The sequence below is a fragment of the Thalassobacillus cyri genome, from assembly GCF_900107755.1.
Lineage (GTDB): Bacteria > Bacillota > Bacilli > Bacillales > Halobacillaceae > Thalassobacillus > Thalassobacillus cyri.
Genome location: NZ_FNQR01000018.1, coordinates 57,375 through 78,890 on the forward strand (window position 1 = coordinate 57,375; position 21,516 = coordinate 78,890).

The 21,516-nt window shown below is 42.0% G+C and carries 18 protein-coding genes and 1 riboswitch; of the genes, 13 read left to right on the forward strand and 5 right to left on the reverse strand.

The features are described from left to right. Positions 1-370 precede the first annotated feature (370 nt). Positions 371-1,150 (forward strand): sporulation transcription factor Spo0A, encoded by a 780-nt coding sequence (gene spo0A, locus BLV00_RS17635; protein WP_028783156.1) that lies wholly within the window; start codon positions 371-373, stop codon positions 1,148-1,150. Between the two features lie 282 nt (positions 1,151-1,432). Continuing rightward, positions 1,433-2,779 carry an aspartate kinase gene (locus BLV00_RS17640; protein ID WP_093046276.1) on the forward strand — a complete coding sequence of 449 codons (1,347 nt, stop codon included), beginning with the start codon at positions 1,433-1,435 and terminating at the stop codon, positions 2,777-2,779. Positions 2,780-2,896: 117 nt separating this feature from the next. Here the strand turns inward: BLV00_RS17640 and BLV00_RS17645 are convergent, their stop codons facing one another. The 3 genes from BLV00_RS17645 to BLV00_RS17655 form a co-directional block, all read right to left on the reverse strand. Then, the gene (locus BLV00_RS17645) at positions 2,897-3,646 is read right to left on the reverse strand and encodes a 3'-5' exonuclease (RefSeq protein ID WP_245729007.1); all 750 of its coding nucleotides are present in this window, start codon (positions 3,644-3,646) and stop codon (positions 2,897-2,899) included. 14 nt (positions 3,647-3,660) lie between these two features. Beyond that, positions 3,661-5,571, reverse strand: a complete 1,911-nt coding sequence (locus tag BLV00_RS17650; RefSeq protein WP_093046278.1) for a DUF294 nucleotidyltransferase-like domain-containing protein — start codon at positions 5,569-5,571, stop codon at positions 3,661-3,663. Positions 5,572-5,689: 118 nt separating this feature from the next. Then, positions 5,690-5,914, reverse strand: a complete 225-nt coding sequence (locus BLV00_RS17655) for a DUF2627 domain-containing protein (RefSeq protein WP_093046279.1) — start codon at positions 5,912-5,914, stop codon at positions 5,690-5,692. A gap of 187 nt (positions 5,915-6,101) precedes the next feature. Between BLV00_RS17655 and BLV00_RS17660 the strand changes: the two genes are divergently transcribed. The 8 genes from BLV00_RS17660 to BLV00_RS17695 all read left to right on the forward strand — a co-directional run bounded on the left by BLV00_RS17660 (position 6,102) and on the right by BLV00_RS17695 (position 16,199). Further along, positions 6,102-8,171, forward strand: coding sequence for a sigma 54-interacting transcriptional regulator (locus tag BLV00_RS17660; protein ID WP_093046280.1), 2,070 nt, complete (start codon positions 6,102-6,104; stop codon positions 8,169-8,171). 109 nt (positions 8,172-8,280) lie between these two features. Continuing rightward, entirely contained in the window at positions 8,281-9,186 is a 906-nt protein-coding gene (yqiS, locus tag BLV00_RS17665) for a phosphate butyryltransferase (protein WP_093046281.1), read from the forward strand. 12 nt (positions 9,187-9,198) lie between these two features. Beyond that, positions 9,199-10,293 (forward strand): branched-chain amino acid dehydrogenase, encoded by a 1,095-nt coding sequence (gene bcd, locus BLV00_RS17670; protein WP_093046282.1) that lies wholly within the window; start codon positions 9,199-9,201, stop codon positions 10,291-10,293. 30 nt (positions 10,294-10,323) lie between these two features. Continuing rightward, positions 10,324-11,412 carry a butyrate kinase gene (buk, locus tag BLV00_RS17675; RefSeq protein WP_093046283.1) on the forward strand — a complete coding sequence of 363 codons (1,089 nt, stop codon included), beginning with the start codon at positions 10,324-10,326 and terminating at the stop codon, positions 11,410-11,412. Positions 11,413-11,427: 15 nt separating this feature from the next. Beyond that, positions 11,428-12,849 (forward strand): dihydrolipoyl dehydrogenase, encoded by a 1,422-nt coding sequence (gene lpdA / locus BLV00_RS17680; protein WP_093046284.1) that lies wholly within the window; start codon positions 11,428-11,430, stop codon positions 12,847-12,849. 18 nt (positions 12,850-12,867) lie between these two features. Then, positions 12,868-13,860 carry a thiamine pyrophosphate-dependent dehydrogenase E1 component subunit alpha gene (locus BLV00_RS17685; RefSeq protein WP_093046285.1) on the forward strand — a complete coding sequence of 331 codons (993 nt, stop codon included), beginning with the start codon at positions 12,868-12,870 and terminating at the stop codon, positions 13,858-13,860. 14 nt (positions 13,861-13,874) lie between these two features. Continuing rightward, positions 13,875-14,858, forward strand: a complete 984-nt coding sequence (locus tag BLV00_RS17690; protein WP_093046286.1) for an alpha-ketoacid dehydrogenase subunit beta — start codon at positions 13,875-13,877, stop codon at positions 14,856-14,858. 18 nt (positions 14,859-14,876) lie between these two features. Next, positions 14,877-16,199 carry a dihydrolipoamide acetyltransferase family protein gene (locus tag BLV00_RS17695; protein ID WP_093046287.1) on the forward strand — a complete coding sequence of 441 codons (1,323 nt, stop codon included), beginning with the start codon at positions 14,877-14,879 and terminating at the stop codon, positions 16,197-16,199. Between the two features lie 323 nt (positions 16,200-16,522). On the opposite strand, the gene BLV00_RS17700 is transcribed toward BLV00_RS17695, so the two are convergent. Then, positions 16,523-17,575 carry a homocysteine S-methyltransferase family protein gene (locus BLV00_RS17700; RefSeq protein ID WP_093046288.1) on the reverse strand — a complete coding sequence of 351 codons (1,053 nt, stop codon included), beginning with the start codon at positions 17,573-17,575 and terminating at the stop codon, positions 16,523-16,525. An 85-nt stretch (positions 17,576-17,660) separates the two neighbouring features. Then, a riboswitch (SAM riboswitch) is annotated at positions 17,661-17,772 on the reverse strand. A 166-nt stretch (positions 17,773-17,938) separates the two neighbouring features. On the opposite strand from BLV00_RS17700, the gene BLV00_RS17705 reads away from it, so the two are divergent. From BLV00_RS17705 to pruA, 3 genes are all read left to right on the forward strand, one after another. Continuing rightward, a complete protein-coding gene (locus BLV00_RS17705; RefSeq protein WP_093046289.1) occupies positions 17,939-18,376 on the forward strand; it encodes a BrxA/BrxB family bacilliredoxin in 438 nt (145 codons plus the stop codon). Positions 18,377-18,642: 266 nt separating this feature from the next. Beyond that, positions 18,643-19,560: a proline dehydrogenase family protein gene (locus BLV00_RS17710; RefSeq protein WP_093046290.1), complete on the forward strand. Its 918-nt coding sequence runs from the start codon at positions 18,643-18,645 to the stop codon at positions 19,558-19,560. Between the two features lie 31 nt (positions 19,561-19,591). Further along, a complete protein-coding gene (gene pruA, locus BLV00_RS17715) occupies positions 19,592-21,139 on the forward strand; it encodes an L-glutamate gamma-semialdehyde dehydrogenase (protein WP_093046291.1) in 1,548 nt (515 codons plus the stop codon). Positions 21,140-21,383: 244 nt separating this feature from the next. Here the strand turns inward: pruA and BLV00_RS17720 are convergent. Next, a partial coding sequence (locus BLV00_RS17720; protein ID WP_143030743.1) for an IS3 family transposase occupies positions 21,384-21,516 on the reverse strand: 133 nt, incomplete at its 5' end.

Here is a 21,516-nt window from a genome sequence, read left to right on the forward strand (position 1 = left end):
GAAGCTGGAAAGCAAGTTGTTTCCCAGCCCATCCCAATCCTCTCATGGTAACGGACTCAATTATCTCGAAAAGGAGTCTTCAGCAAAAGGGAAGGTAAACATTAAGGTTTAACTAAGGCTTTTTATAAAAACTTAATTCCTTTTTTGGAAAATTTATGTTACTATACTTTATATAAAGATTTTTCGACAAACAGGAAATTCGCCTAGCATTAATTGTAGAATATAATCGAAAACAATAGAAAATCAAAGTAAATAGAAGCATTTTAAAAATAATTAAATTTTTTTCACTAAATTAAAAGGATTATCTGCACGATTGTCGAATACATTACTTGGAAACACAGGCGGAAAATACAAGGAGGAATCAAATAAAGTGGAAAAAATTAAAATTGGTTTGGCAGACGATAATCGTGAGTTGATCAAGTTGTTGGAAGAGTATTTTGAAGACATTAAAGATGTAGAAGTTGTTGGGACATCCTATAATGGGAAAGAATGCCTGGAAATGTTAAAAGAGACTACACCGGATGTACTGGTGTTGGATATCATTATGCCGCATATGGATGGCCTTGCTGTATTGAGTCAAATGAAGCAGTTGGAGCTTAAGAAAAAACCAAGCGTCATTATGCTTACAGCTTTTGGACAAGAAGAGGTAACAAAAAAAGCAGTCGATTTAGGTGCATCTTACTTCATGCTGAAGCCGTTCGACCTTGATTCCCTTACCGATCAGATTCGTCAAATCCATGGTTCTAATGATCCGATCAGCAAAGCTATTGGCACAAGTGCCAAATCTGGACAGAAACCTGACCTTAACACCAGCATCACTCATATTATCCATGAAATCGGTGTCCCAGCCCATATTAAAGGATACATGTATTTACGTGAAGCTATTTCGATGGTATACAATGACATTGAATTATTAGGATCTATTACCAAAGTGTTGTATCCGGACATCGCTAAAAAATATCAAACAACTGCCTCTCGTGTGGAACGTGCAATCCGTCATGCGATCGAGGTAGCCTGGAACCGCGGTAATGTCGAATCGATTTCTTCTTTGTTTGGATATACCATATCTAATACAAAAGCTAAACCGACAAATTCTGAATTCATCGCCATGGTAGCAGACCGCCTGCGTTTGGAACATAAAGCAAGTTAACCACTGTAAATAACAGAGCTGATAGCTTCTCTTTTCTTTCACTTGATTGTGTAGAAGGAAAGAGAAGCTTTTTATTTTTGTTCTTTAGTGGTAGAGACAGATGCTGCACTCTTGGGGAAATAAGGTGATTTGAGAGCTTCCTGAACATAGAATTTGTATAAGATTGAAATCCGAATTCAAGAAAAATCAGAATTCTATCTCCAAATAATGGAGAAGAGCAAACAACTATGTTACAATTTTAAATTATTAAACACTTTAACATAGTAGCAGGGAGATGTAATCATGAAAGTAGTAAAATTCGGAGGAAGCTCTGTAGCAAATGCAACACAATTGAGAAAAGTGGCGGATATTGTCCTGGATGATCCAGAGCGAAAAGTAGTCGTAGTCTCAGCGCCTGGGAAAAGATCCAGTGATGATGTCAAAATGACCGATTTATTGATTGAGCTTGCCGGGAAAGTGATTGGCAATGAAGATTATGATACAGCATTATCAGCCGTTATGGATCGCTTCCGTGAAATCATCCAGGAATTGGAGCTGTCGGAAGATTTGACTGAAACGATTCAAAAGAACATCCAATATATTATTTCCTCACATGAGTCCGCAGAATGGACACTGGACGCCCTCAAATCTTGTGGAGAAGATGGTTCTGCGCAGATCCTCAGTGCGTATTTACAATCAAAAGATGTGAAAGCTGCCTATGTCAATCCAAAAGAAGCCGGGATCATTGTCAGTGATGAACCAGGACAGGCGCAAGTGCTTGATGAGAGTTTAGAACAGTTGTATAAACTGCATGAACGGGAAGGAATCCTGGTAGTGCCTGGCTTTTTCGGCTATAGCAAAGAAGGCAGACTGGTCACTTTTCCTCGTGGCGGATCCGATATCACAGGATCGATTGTGGCAGCCGGAGTAAAAGCTGACTTATATGAAAACTTTACCGATGTCGATTCGGTTTACTGTGTGAACCCGAATATTGTCTCTAACCCTAAACAAATAACCTCTTTGACGTATAAAGAAATGCGTGAACTGTCCTATGCCGGCTTTTCTGTCTTCCATGATGAAGCACTAATACCGGCGTTCAAGGCGAAGATTCCTGTATGTATTAAGAATACCAATAATCCTCAGGCACCTGGCACGATGATTGTCGCTGAAAATGAAGCTGGCTACGGTAGAGTGACTGGAATTGCGAGTGATAAAGGTTTCTTGACCCTTTATGTCAGTAAGTATTTGATGAACCGTGAAATCGGTTTTGGGCGCCGTCTGCTGCAAATTCTGGAAGATGAAAACATCTCATTTGAACATGCTCCTTCTGGTATAGACGATATGTCTGTGATTTTACGGGAAGAAGAGCTGTATGGGGAAAAAGAGGAGCGAATATTAGCGCGTATCCAGGAAGAATTGGATGTTGACATGGTGAACATCGAACGGAATATGGCGATGGTCATGCTTGTAGGGGAAGGAATGAACAGTACGATCGGTCTTGCCAGTCAGGCTACTCGTGCTTTTCGTGAAGCGGAGGTCAATATTGAAATGATTAACCAGGGATCCTCAGAGGTTTCAATGATGTTCGGAGTTGATGCCGAAGGGATGGAACGAGTCGTACAATACTTGTATCGTGAGTTTTTTGAATAAGGAGTAAAAGTTACTCTTTCCAAAGCTATTTCAGGGCAATAACGTAATTTTTTAGAGTAAAAAAAGAGGCTGCCCAACAAGTCATTTTGATGGCTTTTGGGTACAGCCTCATTATTTTTAGCGACTTAACAATAAGGAAGCGTTCGCTTTTGATTTGGAAATGTGCGATAAATGTTCTTTTAAAGAAAGATAATCGCTTATTCCACTTTCGACAGCACCTTTTAAGAGCTGATCGAATAACTCTGCTGTCATAATCGCATCGTTCAAAGCGTGGTGTCGTTCCATTTGTTCGATATCAAAGTATCTTAACAAAGGATCCAGCTGATGGCGGATTTCAGGCAAGAGCCATTGTGCAAGCAACTGGGAATCAATTACAGGTGGATCGAACTGTGGAAGTTTCCAACGTTTTAACATAGCTTGAAGGAATCGCATATCGAACTTAGCAGGATGAGCTACCAGAATCGAATCTTTGCTGAACGATAAGAATCTTTCAAAACCTTCAATAAACGAACATCCACTTCGCAGTTGGGATCGTGTCAAACCTGTTAACTCCAACGTATGGCGGTGAACCGGTCGAATAGGCCGTATGATCTGGTGGAACTTTTTGATATTGCATGCTTGAAGCCCTTCCATTTGTATAGCACCGATTGAAATGATTTCGTGGCCGATTTCTGGCAGGAAACCAGTGGTTTCTAAATCGAAGATGGTGTAGGTTGCTTCCTCCAGCGGCTTATGCATTAGTTCTCTGTCAGATTGATAACTCTCCAGCATTTCGTATAGTTGGTGATAGGCCTCCAGTTTCAAATGAGGTCTGATTTTATAGGCGTATATCGGTTTTTCAAAAAATAAATATTTGAGGATCTGCAAGTCGATAGGAAGCATCAGACCACCCGATTCCTGTTATAGCTCAATTCTAACACCTGCTGGAGACGTTTAGCGATAATCAGTGCATCACGTAAAATTCTTTTTTCATCTTTCTTTAAATGGGCTAAATTCAACTCATTCGATAAAGGTAAATCATCATCCAGCTGCCTTAAATTTTCCTGCAGCCGGAATGTGAGTAAACGGTGTAGTGCCAGCTTGGCATTTTCGGCATCTCTCGGATGGAAGCGCTCCTGTTCTGTTAGAGCTGTCAATCTTTTAATGGTATTGACGTCGTCAATACCATACTTGATTGAATAAATGCGAATGGCATTCACAATCTGCATGATGGCAGATTTTTTTAAATTCAATCCGCGCTTTTTACCAACTCCGGTGATCCGCCCAAATGGTTGAATGGGAACCCTGAATCGTAATGTATCTTTCATCAGCAATTGGTGGAGGTTTAAAGAACGCCGAATTCGTTCTACAACAAATTCCCTAAGTTCGTAAGCAAGTGAATAATCACCAAAGATTGGACGGAAATCGATGAAAATTGTAAAGTCCCTTATTTCTTCTCCATCCATTTTTTCAATCCAACTCTTGACGTTTTCATGCCATTCTTCTTTTGATTTACGCCACTTTTCCTCTTTTGCCATGATTCCCCCTGTACATAAAGGGAACCCACAATCTGCCAGCATGTGGTTTATTTTTTCTCCAAACAACTCGAAATAATCATCGATTTTTTTTGCCGCAGGCAAGTGTTTATAATCCGACAGAATCAATCCATTATCCTGATCTGTGCTGAAAGCCTGTTCTTTTCTTCCTAAACTTCCCATTACGATAAAACAATAGTTGATCGGGGGTGCTCCATAGCCTTCCTGAACCATTTCTTCTTCTGCGATTTGTATGATCTGCTTATGAATTCGCTCATTATAATTAGATATTAATTCGGTTATGTCATAAGCATACATATTCTCTCCGACCAGACTTCCAACAAATTGCTGGAAACGTTTATTATTAGAAGGGGACAGACTTTTCAGTTCTTCTAAGTTAGTCGCATTAGAGATACGATAAGTAAGGTCGAAGTAGACCGAGTTCTGAATCGTAAAGAAAGAAGACTGTCTAAGTACACCGGCGATAGTATCGCGATGTAGTACAGGAATCAATTCTGTTGGGTGGTGTTTTAAATAACTTAAGGCATCATAAATGAATGATTGAGAAGCAATGGCGAAAGACTCTTCGGTGACATAGTCTTTCACAGGCCTCTTATGTCCATTTTCAAAATAGGCTTTCAAGATTTCTGAATACCCCAGCATACCAATCATCGTTTGACGGTCTTCGCTGACAATCAATGCTTCAACTTTCTCTTCCTGGATTACCCTTGCCGCCTGTTCTACAGATTTTTCAGGGTGAATGAACGTAGGTGACTCCATAAAAGCATCTGCTCGTTTTTTAAATAACTCTTTTTCATCATTTTCATCTGTCGTAGAACTTTTATATTTTATTTCATTATAAAGTGATTTCATCATATTGCTTATTTCATTGACCACAACTTTTGAAAAGTGAGTATTGTTGGACATGACCTCAAAAAATTTTGCCTTATCAAAGCACAATGTTTTGGTTGCTTCTAATGCCTGAACAGAAAATTTCATCTCCCCACTGGTTAGCATCATCATGACTCCCACCAGGTCACCAGGATAGAAAAAGTTGACGGATAATTGCTGGCCATTAGAGCGATGCATGATATTTTTCGCAAGTCCCGATAAAAGAAATTGTACTTCTACAGAATCTTCCTGCTGATCTTCATGGATAATGAATTCATTTTTATTATATTCATTGATGGTGGCATTCCCGAAGATGTCGTTAAATTCCTCAGCTGTCAATAAGTTAAATGGATACTGTTCTTTGAACATCTTCTGATAGCTTTCCATTAAAAAACCCCTAACTTACGAATGTTGGTAATCTTAGTATAGCAAACCAGCACGCAGCAATGCCTCTGAAGAGCATTCCAATATTTTTTCACAAAAAAAGAGCACCCCAGGCTCTTCTTTAAAATCTTCCATTTGTCTGTTTTCGCTTTTTATCCCGGTGACGGATAAACCCTCCAATAAACGCGATTCCTCCCAATAAAAACAGGACACCAAAAATAAATTGTATTGAAATATGAAAGAAAATTGGGTGTAATATTCCAAATAACGTATCACGTATCAGTTTAATTCCTAATGTCGCAATGATTCCGGGAATAACCAGGATAAGTAAGGCTATCAATCGCATTGCCCTCGAGCTCCCTTTATATAAGTATTTTTATAAAAAACTAAGATACTTTAGTCAGCTGCGCAATTTTTTTCAATGCTTATTAAGTATAGCAAACAAGCCGATTTATGAAAACTTATTAAAACTTGCTAATATATGCAGGTTGAATTATGCTAAAGATACGCAAAAAATTGCAGGAAGTGGTACAGTGAAACGAGTGCTGATTGTAGGTGCCGGCAAAGGCGGTACGGCATTATTAAAATTATTAAAAGCAACCAACCGAATGGAAATTGTAGCTATTGTAGATATTAACGAACAAGCAGAAGGGTTAAGCTTGGCTGCCGATTTTGGAATCTCAACAGGTTCGGATTGGAAAAAATGGATACATAGAGAGATTGATATTGTCATTGAAGCGACAGGGGATGAAAAAACTTTCGAATCTATTTTATCTGCCCGGAGAGGGAAAACGGTGGTCATCCCAGGTTCGGTGGCTTATATCACTTCTGAACTTTTAGAAGAAAAAGAGACGTTATTGAATGAGTTGAAAACGCAAACAGTTAATCAGGAACTAATTCTGAACAGTATCCATGATGGAATGATTGTCATTGATGAGCAGGAAAAAGTTACTTTCATGAACAAGAGTGCAGCGAAAATTTTAGGGATGGACAAGAAAGAAGCGTTGAACCGAAAAGTGAATCAAATCATCACCTCGACAAGACTTCCGCAAATAATGAAAACACGCAGGAAGGAAGTCAACCAGAAGCTGATTCTGGAAAACGGCAAAAAAGTGATTACCACACGGATTCCCATCATCAACTCTGATGGGGATGTTATGGGTGCGTTCGCTGTTTTCAAAGATATTACCGAAGTGGTCAATTTAGCGGAAGAGATCACCGATTTAAAAGAAGTCAAAACGATGCTTGAAGCGATTATCCAATCTTCTGATGAAGCGATTTCTGTAGTGGATGAGAACGGGAATGGTCTAATGATCAACCCGGCCTACACTAGAATTACAGGGCTGACTGAGAAAGATATCGTGGGCAAACCAGCCACGGTAGATATTTATGAGGGTGAAAGTATGCACATGAAAGTGTTGCAGACAAGAAGGCCTGTGCGCGGTGTCAGAATGAAAGTCGGGCCCGCTAAAAAGGACGTCATTGTCAATGTCGCCCCTGTCATTGTTGATGGTAAATTGAAAGGTAGTGTCGGTGTCCTTCATGATGTAACAGAGATCAAGTCGCTGACTAGCGAATTGAAACGGGCGAGGCAGATCATCAGGAAACTGGAAGCAAAATACACATTTGATGATATTATCGGGACTTCGCAAGAAATGACACTAGCGTTGGAGCAGGCAAAAGTAGGAGCGAAAACCCCCGCAACCGTCCTGTTAAGAGGGGAATCAGGGACAGGAAAAGAACTTTTTGCACATGCTATCCATAATGAGAGTGGAAGGCGGCATAATAAATTCATCCGGGTCAACTGCGCAGCTATTGCTGAATCCTTACTGGAAAGTGAATTGTTCGGTTATGAAGAGGGGGCTTTTTCGGGGGCAAAGCGAGGCGGAAAAAAAGGTCTGTTTGAAGAAGCCAATAACGGAAGTATTTTCCTGGATGAAATTGGAGAACTTACATTGCAAATGCAAGCCAAGCTTCTTCGTGTGCTTCAGGAAAAAGAGATTGTCCGTGTCGGCGGAACGAAGCCGGTGCCGGTTGATGTCAGAATTATTGCTGCTACCCATGTCAATTTAGAGAAGGCGATCATGAATAAAAGTTTCCGCGAGGACCTTTATTATCGGCTCAACCGTCTTCCTATTTATATTCCGCCACTAAGGGAGAGGATGGAAGATATCCCTTTGTTGATTGAACATCTTATTCAAAAATTGAATGAAAATTATGGGCGTAATGTAAAGCGGGTTGAAGAGGCTGCCTTAGAAAAACTGAAAAATTATCACTGGCCTGGAAATGTAAGAGAACTAGAAAATATCATCGGGAGAGCGATGATTTACATGGAAAACTTTGAAGAAGTTATTCTGCTTGACCATATCCCGCCTTTGAAACATGTAGTATCCCATAAAGATAAAGCTAATGAACATGACCAGCCATGGTTAGGTGAAACCCTTCAGGTAGCGGTCGATGCTTATGAACGGAAACTTCTTGCAGACGCTTATCAAGCGCATAATTACAATAAAACACAGACGGCAAAGGCTTTAGATATATCTATTCGTAATCTTTATTATAAATTGGATAAATATAAATTAGACAAAAATAGCCTGCAATAATCTTCATATATGACAATTATTGCAGGCCAGCATCTTTGCAAAAAAGCGTTTACACGGACGAAAAAACTTGGCATGGTATTTGCATGTAGAATAGTGAAGAGGTGAGACTTTGCGCACACTAGAAGCATTAGTAGAAAAACTGGATAAATCGGAACTTAGAACGATTTCCGTAGCTCAAGCGGCAGATTCCGAGGTATTGAAAGCGGTCAAAAACGCTATTCAACGTAACCTTTGCCGGTTTCTGCTGTTTGGAGAACCCAAAGAAATAGAACGTATTTCAAATGAGGCAGGCTTAGATCTTAACCATCCCTCCATTGAAATAAAATCTACAGAAAAACATGAAGCAGCTTTGCAAGCTGTCAAAGCTGTGAAGTCCGGTGAAGCCCATGTCGTTATGAAAGGGGATCTTTCTACCAAAGAGATTTTAAAAGCAGTACTGCATAAAGAGTACGGTTTGCGAACCGGGAATGTCCTATCCCACACCGCTTTATTCGAAATCCCCAATCAGGATCGGCTTATATTTTTAACGGACGCTGCCATGAATATAGCACCCTCACTCGAAGAGAAAGGGCAGATTATTGAAAATGCAGTCTCTGTGGCGAGGAGTTTAGGTGTAGAGCTGCCAAAAGTTGCTGTATTAGCTGCAGTTGAAGTAGTCAATCCAGCGATGCCGGCTACAATGGATGCCGCGATGCTTACACAGATGAATAGGAGAGGCCAGCTCAAGGATTGTCAGGTGGATGGTCCGCTTGCCTTTGATAACGCTGTTAGCAAGACCGCTGCTGAACAAAAAGGAATCAACTCACCGGTAGCAGGGGAAGCAGACATACTGGTCGTGCCGGCAATCGAGGTAGCTAATGCATTATATAAGTCATTCATGTACTTTGCGGAAGCGAAGGTCGCCGGTATCATCAGCGGGGCTGCTGCACCGATCGTTCTCACCTCTCGCGCTGATTCAGCGGAGAGTAAAATATATTCACTCGCTCTGGCTTTATTATCATCTGACAAACAATAGGAGGAATACAAGATGAAAATTTTCACTTATATGAAGGAATACGATTATGAGCAATTAGTATTTTGCCAGGATGAAACCTCAGGTTTGAAGGCGATCATCGCTATCCATGATACCACGTTAGGGCCGGCCCTTGGCGGAACAAGAATGTGGACGTATGAAACGGAGGATGAAGCTATCGAGGATGCATTGCGTCTGGCGAAAGGTATGACCTACAAAAATGCGGCTGCCGGCTTGAATCTTGGTGGTGGAAAAACAGTTATCATCGGAGATCCAAAAAAAGATAAAAATGAAGAGCTTTTCCGTGCGTTCGGTCGGTATATACAGGGATTGAACGGTCGTTATATTACGGCAGAAGATGTGGGAACCACGGTTCAGGATATGGATTTAATCCATGAGGAGACGGACTATGTGACTGGCATTTCCCCTGCTTTCGGTTCTTCCGGAAACCCTTCCCCTGTAACTGCTTACGGTGTTTATCGCGGGATGAAAGCAGCAGCTAAAGAAGGCTTCGGTTCCGACTCACTGGAAGGAAAAACAGTTGCTGTACAGGGTGTTGGGAATGTGGCTTATAACTTGTGCAGCCACCTTCATGAAGAAGGAGCAAATTTGATTGTTACAGATATCAATAAAGAAGCAGTCCAGCGGGCAGTGAATGATTTTGGAGCTAAAGCAGTGGACACGGAAGAAATTTATGGTGTGGATTGTGATATTTATGCACCATGTGCGCTTGGAGCTACGATCAATGATGAAACAATTCCCCAATTAAAGGCGAAAGTAATTGCCGGAGCTGCTAATAACCAGTTGAAGGATACGACTCATGGCGATATCCTTCACGAAAAAGGGATTGTCTATACACCGGACTATGTCATCAACGCCGGCGGAGTAATCAATGTAGCTGATGAATTGAACGGATATAATAAAGAGCGCGCTATGAAGCGGGTTGAAACGATTTATGATAATGTTACAAAAGTATTTGAAATTTCCAGGCGCGATAATATTCCTACTTATGCAGCTGCTGACAGAATGGCTGAGGAACGTATTCAGCGTATGCGTCATTCTCGCAGCCAGTTTTTACAAAATGGCCACCATATTCTTAGCAGAAGATAAACAGCAACGGTTGAACGGAGGTTTAAGTCAGTGCAGCAAACTCACAGAATTCTAGTAATCAATCCAGGTTCAACATCTACGAAGATCGGTGTCTTTGATGAGGAAGATTCCATTTTTGAAAAAACTATCCGCCATACTTCCGAAGAAGTAGCGGGTTATTCACGCATCATCGATCAGTTTGAGTTTCGTAAGCATGTCATATTGAATGAGCTGGATGAAGAAGGAATCAATATCAGTAAACTTAGTGCCGTTTGTGGACGCGGCGGTCTGCTGCGTCCGATTGAAGGGGGCACCTATGAAGTCAATGATGCGATGCTGGAGGATTTGAAAGCAGGTTATAACGGAGAACATGCTTCTAACTTAGGCGGAATCATTGCTAATGAAATTGCCCAGGGATTGAACATCCCAGCGTTCATTGTAGACCCGGTCGTGGTCGACGAATTGCAGGAGATAGCACGAGTTTCTGGTGTGCCGGAAATACCAAGGAAAAGCATATTCCACGCATTGAATCAAAAAGCTGTGGCCAGACGGGCCGCTAAAGATCTTAAACAATCCTATAAAGCTTCCAGGCTGATCGTTACCCATATGGGCGGGGGGATTACGGTAGGCGCTCATAAAAATGGTCGAGTAGTAGATGTGAACAACGGTCTGCACGGGGATGGACCTTTTTCGCCAGAACGTGCAGGTACGGTACCTGCGGGCGACCTTGTTTCCTTATGTTTTTCCGGACAGTATTATCGTGATGAAATCATGAAGAAGCTAGTCGGGAAAGGCGGCCTGGTGGCTTATCTGGAGAGCAATGATGCTGTAGAAATAGAAAATCGCATTGAACAAGGCGATAGGAAAGCTGCGCTTATCTATGACGCAATGGCTTATCAAATCGCTAAAGAGATAGGCTCCATGAGCGCGGTTTTAGAAGGTAAAGTAGATGCGATCGTCTTGACCGGGGGTCTGGCGTACGGAAAAGAGTTCGTAAAACAAATTTCAGAGCGCGTGAAATGGGTTGCTGATATTCTGGTCTATCCAGGCGAAAATGAGCTGGAGGCTCTCAATGAAGGAACATTGCGTGTCCTTCACCAGGAAGAGCTGCCAAAACAGTATCCTAATTTCACAGAATAGAAAGGAGAGTCTTGCATGGCTCATGATTATGATTTAGTAGTACTTGGCGGAGGTACTGGAGGATATGTAGCGGCTATAAGAGCATCTCAGCTGGGTATGAAAGTAGCGGTTGTTGAGAAAGGGAAGATGGGCGGTACTTGTCTTCATAAAGGGTGCATCCCTTCTAAGGCGCTTTTAAGGAGTGCGGAAGTTTATCGGCAAACACAGGAAGCTGATGAGTACGGAATCACTACCGTGCAGCCGACAATTAACTTCGATCGTGTCCAGGAACGTAAGCAGTCGATTGTTGATACCTTACATAAAGGTGTAGAAGGCTTGATGAAAAAAGGGAAAATCGATATCTTTGAAGGTTTTGGACGGATACTGGGTCCATCGATTTTTTCTCCTATGCCAGGCACCATTTCTGTGGAGATGAACAATGGGGAAGAAAATGAGATGCTTATCCCTAAAAATGTTTTGATTGCCACTGGATCCAAACCAAAAACACTCCCAGGTCTGGAGGTTGATGGAGAAAACATCATGACCTCAGATGAAGCATTAGAAATGAAAGAACTGCCTCAATCTATCATTATCATCGGTGGCGGGGTTATTGGTATCGAATGGGCTTCTATGCTTGCAGACTTTGGGGTTGATGTAACAGTCATTGAATACCTTCCTCAGATTTTACCGACAGAAGATCAAGAGGTAGCTAAGGAAATGCAGCGTTTGATGAAAAAGAAAGGTATTAAAGTAGTAACTGGTGCCAAAGTGCTTCCAGAAACCTTAAAAAAAGATGGCAAGGTAGAGATCCAGGCGGAAGTCAAAGAAAAACAAGAGACCTATCAAGCGGATAAAATATTGGTTTCCGTCGGTCGTGCAGCTAATGTAACAAATATCGGCTTAGAAAATACAGACATTAAAGTCGAAAATGGTTATATTGAAACGAATGATTATTACCAGACAAAAGAGAGCCATATCTATGCAATTGGGGATGTCATCGGAGGTTTGCAGCTTGCCCATGTAGCTTCCCATGAAGGGATGATAGCTGTCGAGCATATGGCGGATAATAAGCCGCACAAATTGAAAGCAGAAGACATTCCGACATGTATTTATTCCAACCCTGAAATTGCGAGTGTTGGTTTGACCGAACAGCAGGCCAAAGAAGCTGGTTATGAAGTGAAAAAAGGCAAGTTCTCTTTCAAAGCGATTGGTAAGGCATTAGTATTTGGAGAGTCTGATGGATTTGTCAAAATAATTGCCGACAAACAGACGGACGACTTGTTAGGGGTTCATATGATCGGTCCGCATGTAACGGATATGATTTCAGAAGCAGGCCTTGCCAAGGTGCTCGATGCGACACCGTGGGAAATTGCCGAATCCATTCACCCTCACCCGACTTTATCGGAGGCAATTGGGGAAGCGGCGATGGCTGTAGATGGAAAACAGATTCACGGATAATGCAAAGGAGGGATTATTATGGCTGAAAATCGCCATGAAAAACTTGGATTGACTGATGATCAAGTATTAGAGATGTACCGGATCATGCTGACTGCGAGAAAAGTTGATGAAAGAATGTGGCTGTTGAATCGTGCAGGGAAAATTCCATTCGTCATTTCCTGTCAGGGACAGGAAGCTGCACAAGTGGGAGCGGCATTTGCACTGGATCGTGATAAGGATTATGTACTTCCTTACTATCGGGATATGGGGGTTGTAATTGCTTTTGGTATGACAGTAAAAGAACTGATGCTTTCTGGGTTTGCTAAAGCTGAAGACCCGAACTCAGGGAGCCGTCAGATGCCTGGCCACTTTGGGCAAAAGAAAAACAGAATCGTTACAGGTTCCTCTCCGGTTACGACTCAGGTGCCTCACGCAGTGGGAATTGCCCTTGCAGGTAAAATGGAGAAAAAAGACTTTGTCTCCTTGGTTACATTTGGAGAAGGCTCATCTAACCAGGGTGATTTTCATGAGGGCGCAAACTTTGCAGGTGTCCATAAGCTGCCAGTTATCTTTATGGTAGAAAACAATAAGTACGCCATATCTATTCCAGTGGAACGGCAGCTTGCTTGTGAAAAAGTTTCTGATCGAGCAATTGGATATGGAATGCCAGGATATACTGTCGATGGCAATGATCCACTTGAAGTCTTCGAAGTTGTTAAACAAGCAGCAGAGCGAGGACGTAACGGAGAAGGCCCAACACTGATTGAAGCAGTTTCTTATCGTTTGACTGCACATTCCAGTGATGATGACGATCGTACTTACCGTGAAAAAGAAGAAGTTGATGAAGCCCGTAAAAAAGATTCTATCATTACATTTGGCAACTACCTTCGCAGCTTAGACATTTTAACAGAAGATATTGAGAAGCAAATGAATGAAGAGATCACGGATTTGGTTAATGAAGCGACTGATTACGCAGAAAATGCTCCATATGCTGATCCGGAATCCGCTTTAAAATACGTATATGAAGAGTAAGGAGGGTAATGACAATGCCAGTAATTTCTTATATACAAGCTGTGACACAAGCGCTGCGTGAAGAAATGCAGCGTGATGAAAAAGTTTTTGTTTTGGGAGAAGATGTCGGAAAACGTGGTGGCGTATTCCGTGCTACAGACGGATTATATGATGAATTTGGAGCGGATCGTGTTTTGGATACGCCCCTTGCTGAATCAGCAATCGCTGGTGTAGGTATCGGAGCTGCTATGTACGGTATGCGTCCGGTTGCTGAAATGCAATTTGCAGATTTCATCATGCCGGCTGTCAACCAGATCATTTCTGAAGCTGCAAAAATTCGCTACCGATCCAACAATGACTGGAGCTGTCCAATAACCATCCGGGCACCGTACGGCGGGGGCGTTCATGGCGCATTGTATCATTCACAATCGGTTGAGGCTGTGTTTGCAAATCAGCCAGGATTGAAAATCGTTATGCCGTCTACTCCATATGATGTCAAAGGTCTATTGAAAGCAGCAGTGCGTGATCCTGATCCGGTACTATTTTTTGAACATAAACGGGCTTATCGTCTTATTAAAGGAGAAGTTCCTGAGGAAGATTATACCCTGCCGATCGGAAAAGCGGATATAAAGCGTGAAGGCTCAGACATCACCGTGATTACATACGGTTTAGCTGTGCATTTCGCTTTACAGGCAGCAGATAAGTTGGCTGAAGAGGGAATCGATGTGCATATACTCGACTTGCGCACCGTTTATCCATTAGATCGGGAAGCAATCATCGAAGCCGCATCAAAAACCGGAAAAGTACTGCTCGTCTCAGAAGATAACAAAGAAGGTGGCATCATCAGTGAGGTGTCTGCCATCATCAGTGAAAACTGCTTATTTGAACTTGATGCACCAGTACAGCGTCTGGCAGGGCCGGATGTTCCTGCGATGCCATATTCACCGACTATGGAAAAATATTTTATGATCAATCCGGATAAAGTGGAAAAAGCCATGAGGGAGCTTGCTGAATTTTAATCCAAAGGAGGAGTCTCTGTGGGCGTAGAAAAAATAAACATGCCACAATTGGGCGAAAGTGTCACCGAAGGCACAATCAGCACATGGCTGGTCCAAGTGGGAGATAAAGTCAATAAGTACGACCCGATTGCTGAAGTGATGACAGATAAAGTAAATGCAGAAGTACCTTCATCGTTTACGGGCGTTATCAAAGAATTAGTAGCTCAGGAAGGCGACACCATCGCCGTGGGTGAATTAATGTGTTATATCGAAGTAGAAGGCGGCGGCTCAGCTGATGTAGCAGAAGAACCTGCAAAAAATGAACCTGCAGTGGAAGAACCCGCAGCTGAGGAAAAAAACGATCAGAAGATAAAGGAACAGAAGCAAGAGCAGCATGAAAATAAAGATAAGACAATGAAGAAGCGTTATTCACCAGCGGTTATGCGGTTGGCGCAGGAGAATGACATCGACCTTGATCAGGTAGAGGGGACAGGCAAGGGTGGCCGTATCACCCGTAAAGATGTAGAAAAAGTGATTGCCACTGGCGGCACGCAAGCTAAGCAGTCTCAAGAAACGGTACAAGAAGCTCCAGCACAATCTTCTGAACCGGCTCCATCTCCAGCACAACCAACGTCTGCATCTTCTAATATAAAAACTCAAGCTGGAGATAAAGAGATTCCTGTCACTGGTGTGAGAAAAGCTATTGCACAGAACATGGTCAAGTCTAAGACTGAAATTCCTCATGCCTGGATGATGGTTGAGGTCGATGTTACAGGCTTGGTGGAGTACAGAAATACACTGAAAGATAAATTCAAAGCAGAAGAAGGCTATAGTCTGACTTTCTTTTCTTTCTTTGTCAAAGCGGTAGCCCAGGCATTGAAAGAGTACCCGCAATTGAACAGCACATGGGCTGGTGATAAGATTATCCAGCGTAAGGCCATCAATTTGAATATCGCAGTCGCTAAAGAGGATCAACTATTCGTCCCGGTAATCAAGGATGCCGATGATAAGAGCATCAAAGGAATTGCGAAGGATATCACTGACCTTGCGATGAAGGCGAGAAATGGTAAATTGACATCTGCTGATATGGAAGGCGGTACATTCACCGTCAACAATACTGGTTCCTTCGGTTCTGTTCAGTCGATGGGGGTCATTAATCATCCGCAGGCAGCGATTCTCCAAGTGGAATCAATCGTGAAAAAGCCTGTCATCAAAGATGGCATGTTCGCAGCACGTGACATGGTAAACCTATGTTTATCCCTAGATCACCGTGTCTTGGATGGGCTCGTTGCTGGTAATTTCCTGGCACGAGTCAAAGAAATTCTGGAAAATACAAATAAAGACAACACACCAATTTATTAAAACAAAAACTCCCGTGAACCGCTACAGGTTCCGGGAGTTTTTGGATTTCTGGCTAAGAAAATTATAAAAATTTCTTTTTGTGGATAACTTTAGGTAATGGGTGTCATCCAGCTCCAGCGCCTACCCCCCTCGAGGTCTTAAGTCAATCCTCTCTGTGATTAGAAAAACTTGGCTTATCGACGGGAATTTATGTCGAAAGCCTTAGTTTTACTTATACTTTAAACCTTTATTAAAAACTTAATTGGTCTGAAAGTACAAAGAACGTCACGCCGAGGCTTGTCTTAAGCTTGTCGGGGGTGAGCAAGGCGCTTGCGCTTTTGTTCCTATGCTTTATTTTTATAGGAAGTGATATGGGATTGCAGGTTTTCATCTGAGCCAAATAAAAAGTGCTTTTCCATATTAGGAGAGTAAGTAGAATTTACAGCTTCTCTGCCTACTGTTTCTGCCACCTCACGAAGCATGCTTGGAGATGCTCCGCAACATAGTCCAAAGTAATTCACTCCGGTCTCATGTGCTTCTTTTGCCCAGGAAGCCAATTCATATCGATTACAATAAAGCGGGTCGAGTGAAGTTGGAAATGTAGTCTCCGTCGGTATACTGCAAGCACAGCCGCCGTCCGGCAAATTAAAGAAGGTAGGGTGCTCTTCGGTTGTTCTGTATGGAATTGGTAAAGCTCCTACATAGCCATCGACATTTTTACGGATTTTTTCTATATGAGGCTGCATGGTTGCTGGTCCACGAAAACAGTTCATTCCTACTACTAATGCGCCATGTTCCTTCAATAAACGGCAGCCTTCTTCAACAGAATATCCATCTCGTAATACATTTTCACCCATAAGTCCAAACGTGATCACAGCAGGGAGCCCTTGCTTTTTTATTTCCTCTAAAGCTATTTTTGCTTCCTCGTAATAATAGAAAGTTTCTCCGTTGACAAAGTCTACCCCTTCTTCTTTACACCAGCTGATCATTTCGGCGAACATGCTGCGAACCTCTTCCTTTGAGGATGGATCATCAGGATTGAAAAGGTTTGTATTCGATATATTCCCAGCGACGAGTGCTTCCTCTTCGGGATGTTCTTTGGCTACTTCTTTGGCCAGACGTATAGCTTGACGGTTTAAGGGCTCAAGTAGTTCTTCTTTTCCGATAATCCTCATTTTTTCACGGTGGGCATTGTAAGTAAAGGCCAGTACAACGTCTGATCCCGCTAACATATAATCTCGATAGGTTTGTTTTAATGCTTGAGGATTGTCTAAAGCTACTTCTGGCACAAATGTACCAGCCTGTAAATATCCACGACGCTCCAATTCAAATAGGTAGCCTTCTCCGCAAATGACTGGTCCATCCTGCAAACGTTCCTCTAAACTTCTTTTTTTCATGTAACCATCCTCTCAGGTGAATTATTTTTGAAAAAATAAAAAAACTCTCTTCCAATAAGAAGAGAGATTTTTGTAACGAATCCTCATCTTATCTACCAGATCAAGAAATCTGTAGGATTTAGCACCTTTTTCAAACGAATGTCTGAAAGGTTGCCGGGCGTCATCGGGCCTAGTCCCTCTGCCACTCTTGATAAGAGTTATCTATGCAATTGTCCTGTATTATAAGTTGGATAAGAAGCAGGTGTCAAGCGTATTTTCAGATAATTTTTAAATTGATGGCCAGCGCCTGGCACCAGTTTAATTGAAAGCATAATAGAAAATTGATAAGATAACGTAAGAAGATATTCTAGTTGAAAAGGGGATATACACATGGATTTTAATATTTATATGAACGATGTCGTCAATCAGGCACGTAATGAGATATCACAAGCTGGCTATAAGGAACTTACTACACCAGAAGAAGTGGATGAAGCATTGAAGCAAAAAGGCACCACCCTGGTCATGATCAATTCCGTATGCGGCTGTGCTGGTGGAGTTGCTCGTCCTGCTGCTGCACACTCTATCCATTATGATAAACGACCGGACAACCTTGTTACGGTTTTTGCTGGTCAAGATAAAGAAGCGACAGAACGTGCTCGTCAACATTTCGTCGGTTACCCACCTTCTTCTCCTTCCTTCGCGTTTTTGAAAGACGGAGAGATTGTAACCATGGTCGAACGTCATGATATTGAGGGCTTTGAACCGATGGAAGTCGTTGGCAAGCTTCAAAACATCTTTGAGGAACATTGTGAAGAAATATAAGCAAAGATAAAAAAGTCCGTTACGAGGGCCTCCCTCTGTAACGGACTTTTTTATTTTCTTCATATCCTGTCTTAACTTATTGTTAGGGGTTGTGGTTAAACCACAATTTAATAGGATGATGTTTGTGTAAAGGACACGTTGTCAGAATGGCGTTAAAATCGTTACAATTTTCTTAACAGATAAAAAACTTTGGTTATTCTGTTTAACAGCAAGGAATAGAAGGAACATCTTCCTTACGTATCTGTAACTGAAGGGAAGTGGTGGTGTTGGAAGCCATTAGCAAAAACTTTTTCTTGTTTTTGTCTAATAACCGTCTGTTGGATCGTTTAGCAAAAAAATGGGGACCGAAATTCGGTGCTGATAAAATAGTAGGCGGGGTGACTTTTGAAGAAGCTGTCCCATTGATTCAGCAATTGAATCACCAAGGACTGCAAGTCACAGTAGATCATTTAGGGGAATTCGTCAACTCTGCAAAGGAAGCTAGAAATCGTTCCCAGGAATGTATGAACACCATTAGAACTATTTCTGAAAACGGTTTAAACTCTGAAGTTTCATTAAAATTGACATCTCTTGGTCTTGATATCAATGAAGATGTAGTTATGGAAAACATGGAACAAATTCTAGAAACTGCGGAAAAACACGACGTTATCGTTACTATTGATATGGAAGACTCGTCGCGTTGTGAGCGGACATTAGAAATATATAAGCGGTTGAAAACCAAGTATTATAATCTGGGAACTGTCATTCAATCGTATCTATATCGTTCTGATTCCGACTTGGATGAGCTTAACGAATGTAACCCTTATCTGCGACTGGTGAAAGGTGCTTATAAAGAGTCAGGTAAAGTGGCATTTCCCGATAAATCAATGGTAGATGACAACCTGAAACATTTAATTAAGAAAAATCTTTTGAATGGCCATTACACTGCCATTGCAAGTCACGATGATAAAATCATCGACTTCACAAAAAAGTTAGCGGAAGAGGAGAATATTTCAAAGGACCGATTCGAATTTCAAATGCTGTATGGGATGAGGAACCAAACTCAGCTTGAATTAGCAAAAGAGGGGTACACAGTAAGAGTCTACCTTCCATATGGTGACGATTGGTATGGATATTTTATGAGAAGGATGGCTGAACGACCAGCGAATATCGCCTTTGCTATCAAAGGTGTTTTCAGTAAATAAAACGAATATTTTATTGAAAGGGGTTTTATAAATGGTAACAGCATATCGTCATGAACCATTCACAGATTTCACAGTAGAGGAGAATAAGCAGGCATTTGAAGCTGCATTGAAACAAGTTAAAGAAGAGCTGGGAAAAGATTATGACCTTGTCGTCAATGGGGAACGTCTACAAACCGAGGATAAAATCGTTTCTACCAACCCTGCCGACACAAAACAGGTAGTCGGAAATGTTTCCAAAGCGAATCAAGACATTGCTGAGCAAGCGGTTCAATCAGCTGCAGAAGCATTCAAAAGCTGGAAGAAATGGGATGCAGCTTCCCGCGCTGAGATTCTTTTCCGTGCTGCTAATATTGTACGCCGACGCAAACACGAGTTTTCTGCTTATCTCGTATATGAAGTAGGTAAGCCATGGAAAGAAGCGGATGCGGATACAGCGGAAGCTATAGACTTTTTGGAATATTATGGCCGTCAAATGCTGGAATTGAAAGACGGAAAGCCTGTCAATAGCCGTGATGGAGAGCATAACCGTTATGTTTACACTCCAATCGGTGTATCTGTTGTCATTCCCCCATGGAATTTAGCATTCGCCATCATGGCAGGTACTACGATTGCACCGATTGTTACAGGTAATACGGTTGTCTTGAAGCCTGCCAGCAATAGTCCTGTCATTGCAGCTAAATTTGTTGAGGTCTTGGAAGAAGCAGGACTGCCAAAGGGTGTACTGAACTTTGTCCCAGGTAGCGGTGGAGAAGTCGGTGACTATCTTGTCGATCATCCAAAAACTGCACTGATTTCTTTTACAGGTTCACGTGAAGTAGGTACGCGTATCTTCAAGCGGGCAGCTGAAATCCAGCCTGGCCAGCAACATCTGAAACAAGTGATTGCAGAAATGGGCGGAAAGGATACAGTTGTCGTAGATAACGAAGCAAATCTCGACACAGCAGTAGAAGCGATTATCGTGTCAGCATTCGGCTTTTCCGGGCAGAAATGTTCTTCCGGCTCCCGTGCAGTTGTACATGAAGATGTATACGATGAAGTTCTTGAGCGAGTGAAAAAGCGTACAGAAGAACTTACTGTTGGTAATGCTTCCGAAGAAAATGTTTACATGGGACCGGTAGTCGATCAAGGAGCTTATGATAAGATCATGAGCTATATCGAAATAGGTAAAGAGGAAGGCCGTTTGGTTACTGGCGGTAAGGGAGACGATTCTAAAGGATATTTCATCGATCCTACTGTATTTGCGGATCTTGATCCAAACTCCCGTATGCAGCAAGAGGAAATCTTCGGTCCGGTTGTCTGCTTCACAAAAGCAAAAGACTTTGACGAAGCGATTGAAATTGCAAATAACACAGAATACGGATTGACAGGTGCGGTGATTTCTAATAATCGCGCTCACCTCGACCAAGCTGCTGTAGATTTCCATGTCGGAAACCTATACTTCAACCGTAATTGTACAGGGGCGATTGTCGGTTACCAGCCATTTGGAGGCTTCAACATGTCTGGTACAGATTCCAAAGCAGGTGGGCCGGATTATCTGGCACTTCATATGAACCCTAAGACTATTTCCGAGAAATACTAAGAACGACAAAGCAAAGCAGCACTCCGCAGGAGGAGTGCTGCTTTTTTCTGTTTGTCTCTGTTAAATCTCAGTGTTGCTTTTACAATTAAGCTCCCTTTAATTGAAGACTCAGTTTCGAGAGAAACTGTTTCCGTTATGTTGGTGAGTGTTTGGAGGTCCGGGAAATCACTCGCTTTCCATGGGTATACGGTGAGCTTCCTCGGGCTAAAGCTGTAATGACCCCTTTATATTGGACACAACTTTATTAAGCTGCTAGTTCAAATCGCTTGCGATAGATCACAGGGCTTTTCCCCTTTAATCTGAACTTGGTTCTTGTATGGTTGTAGTAGTGAATATAGGTTTCAAGCTCTTGTTTGAAATGATTAACACTGGAAAAC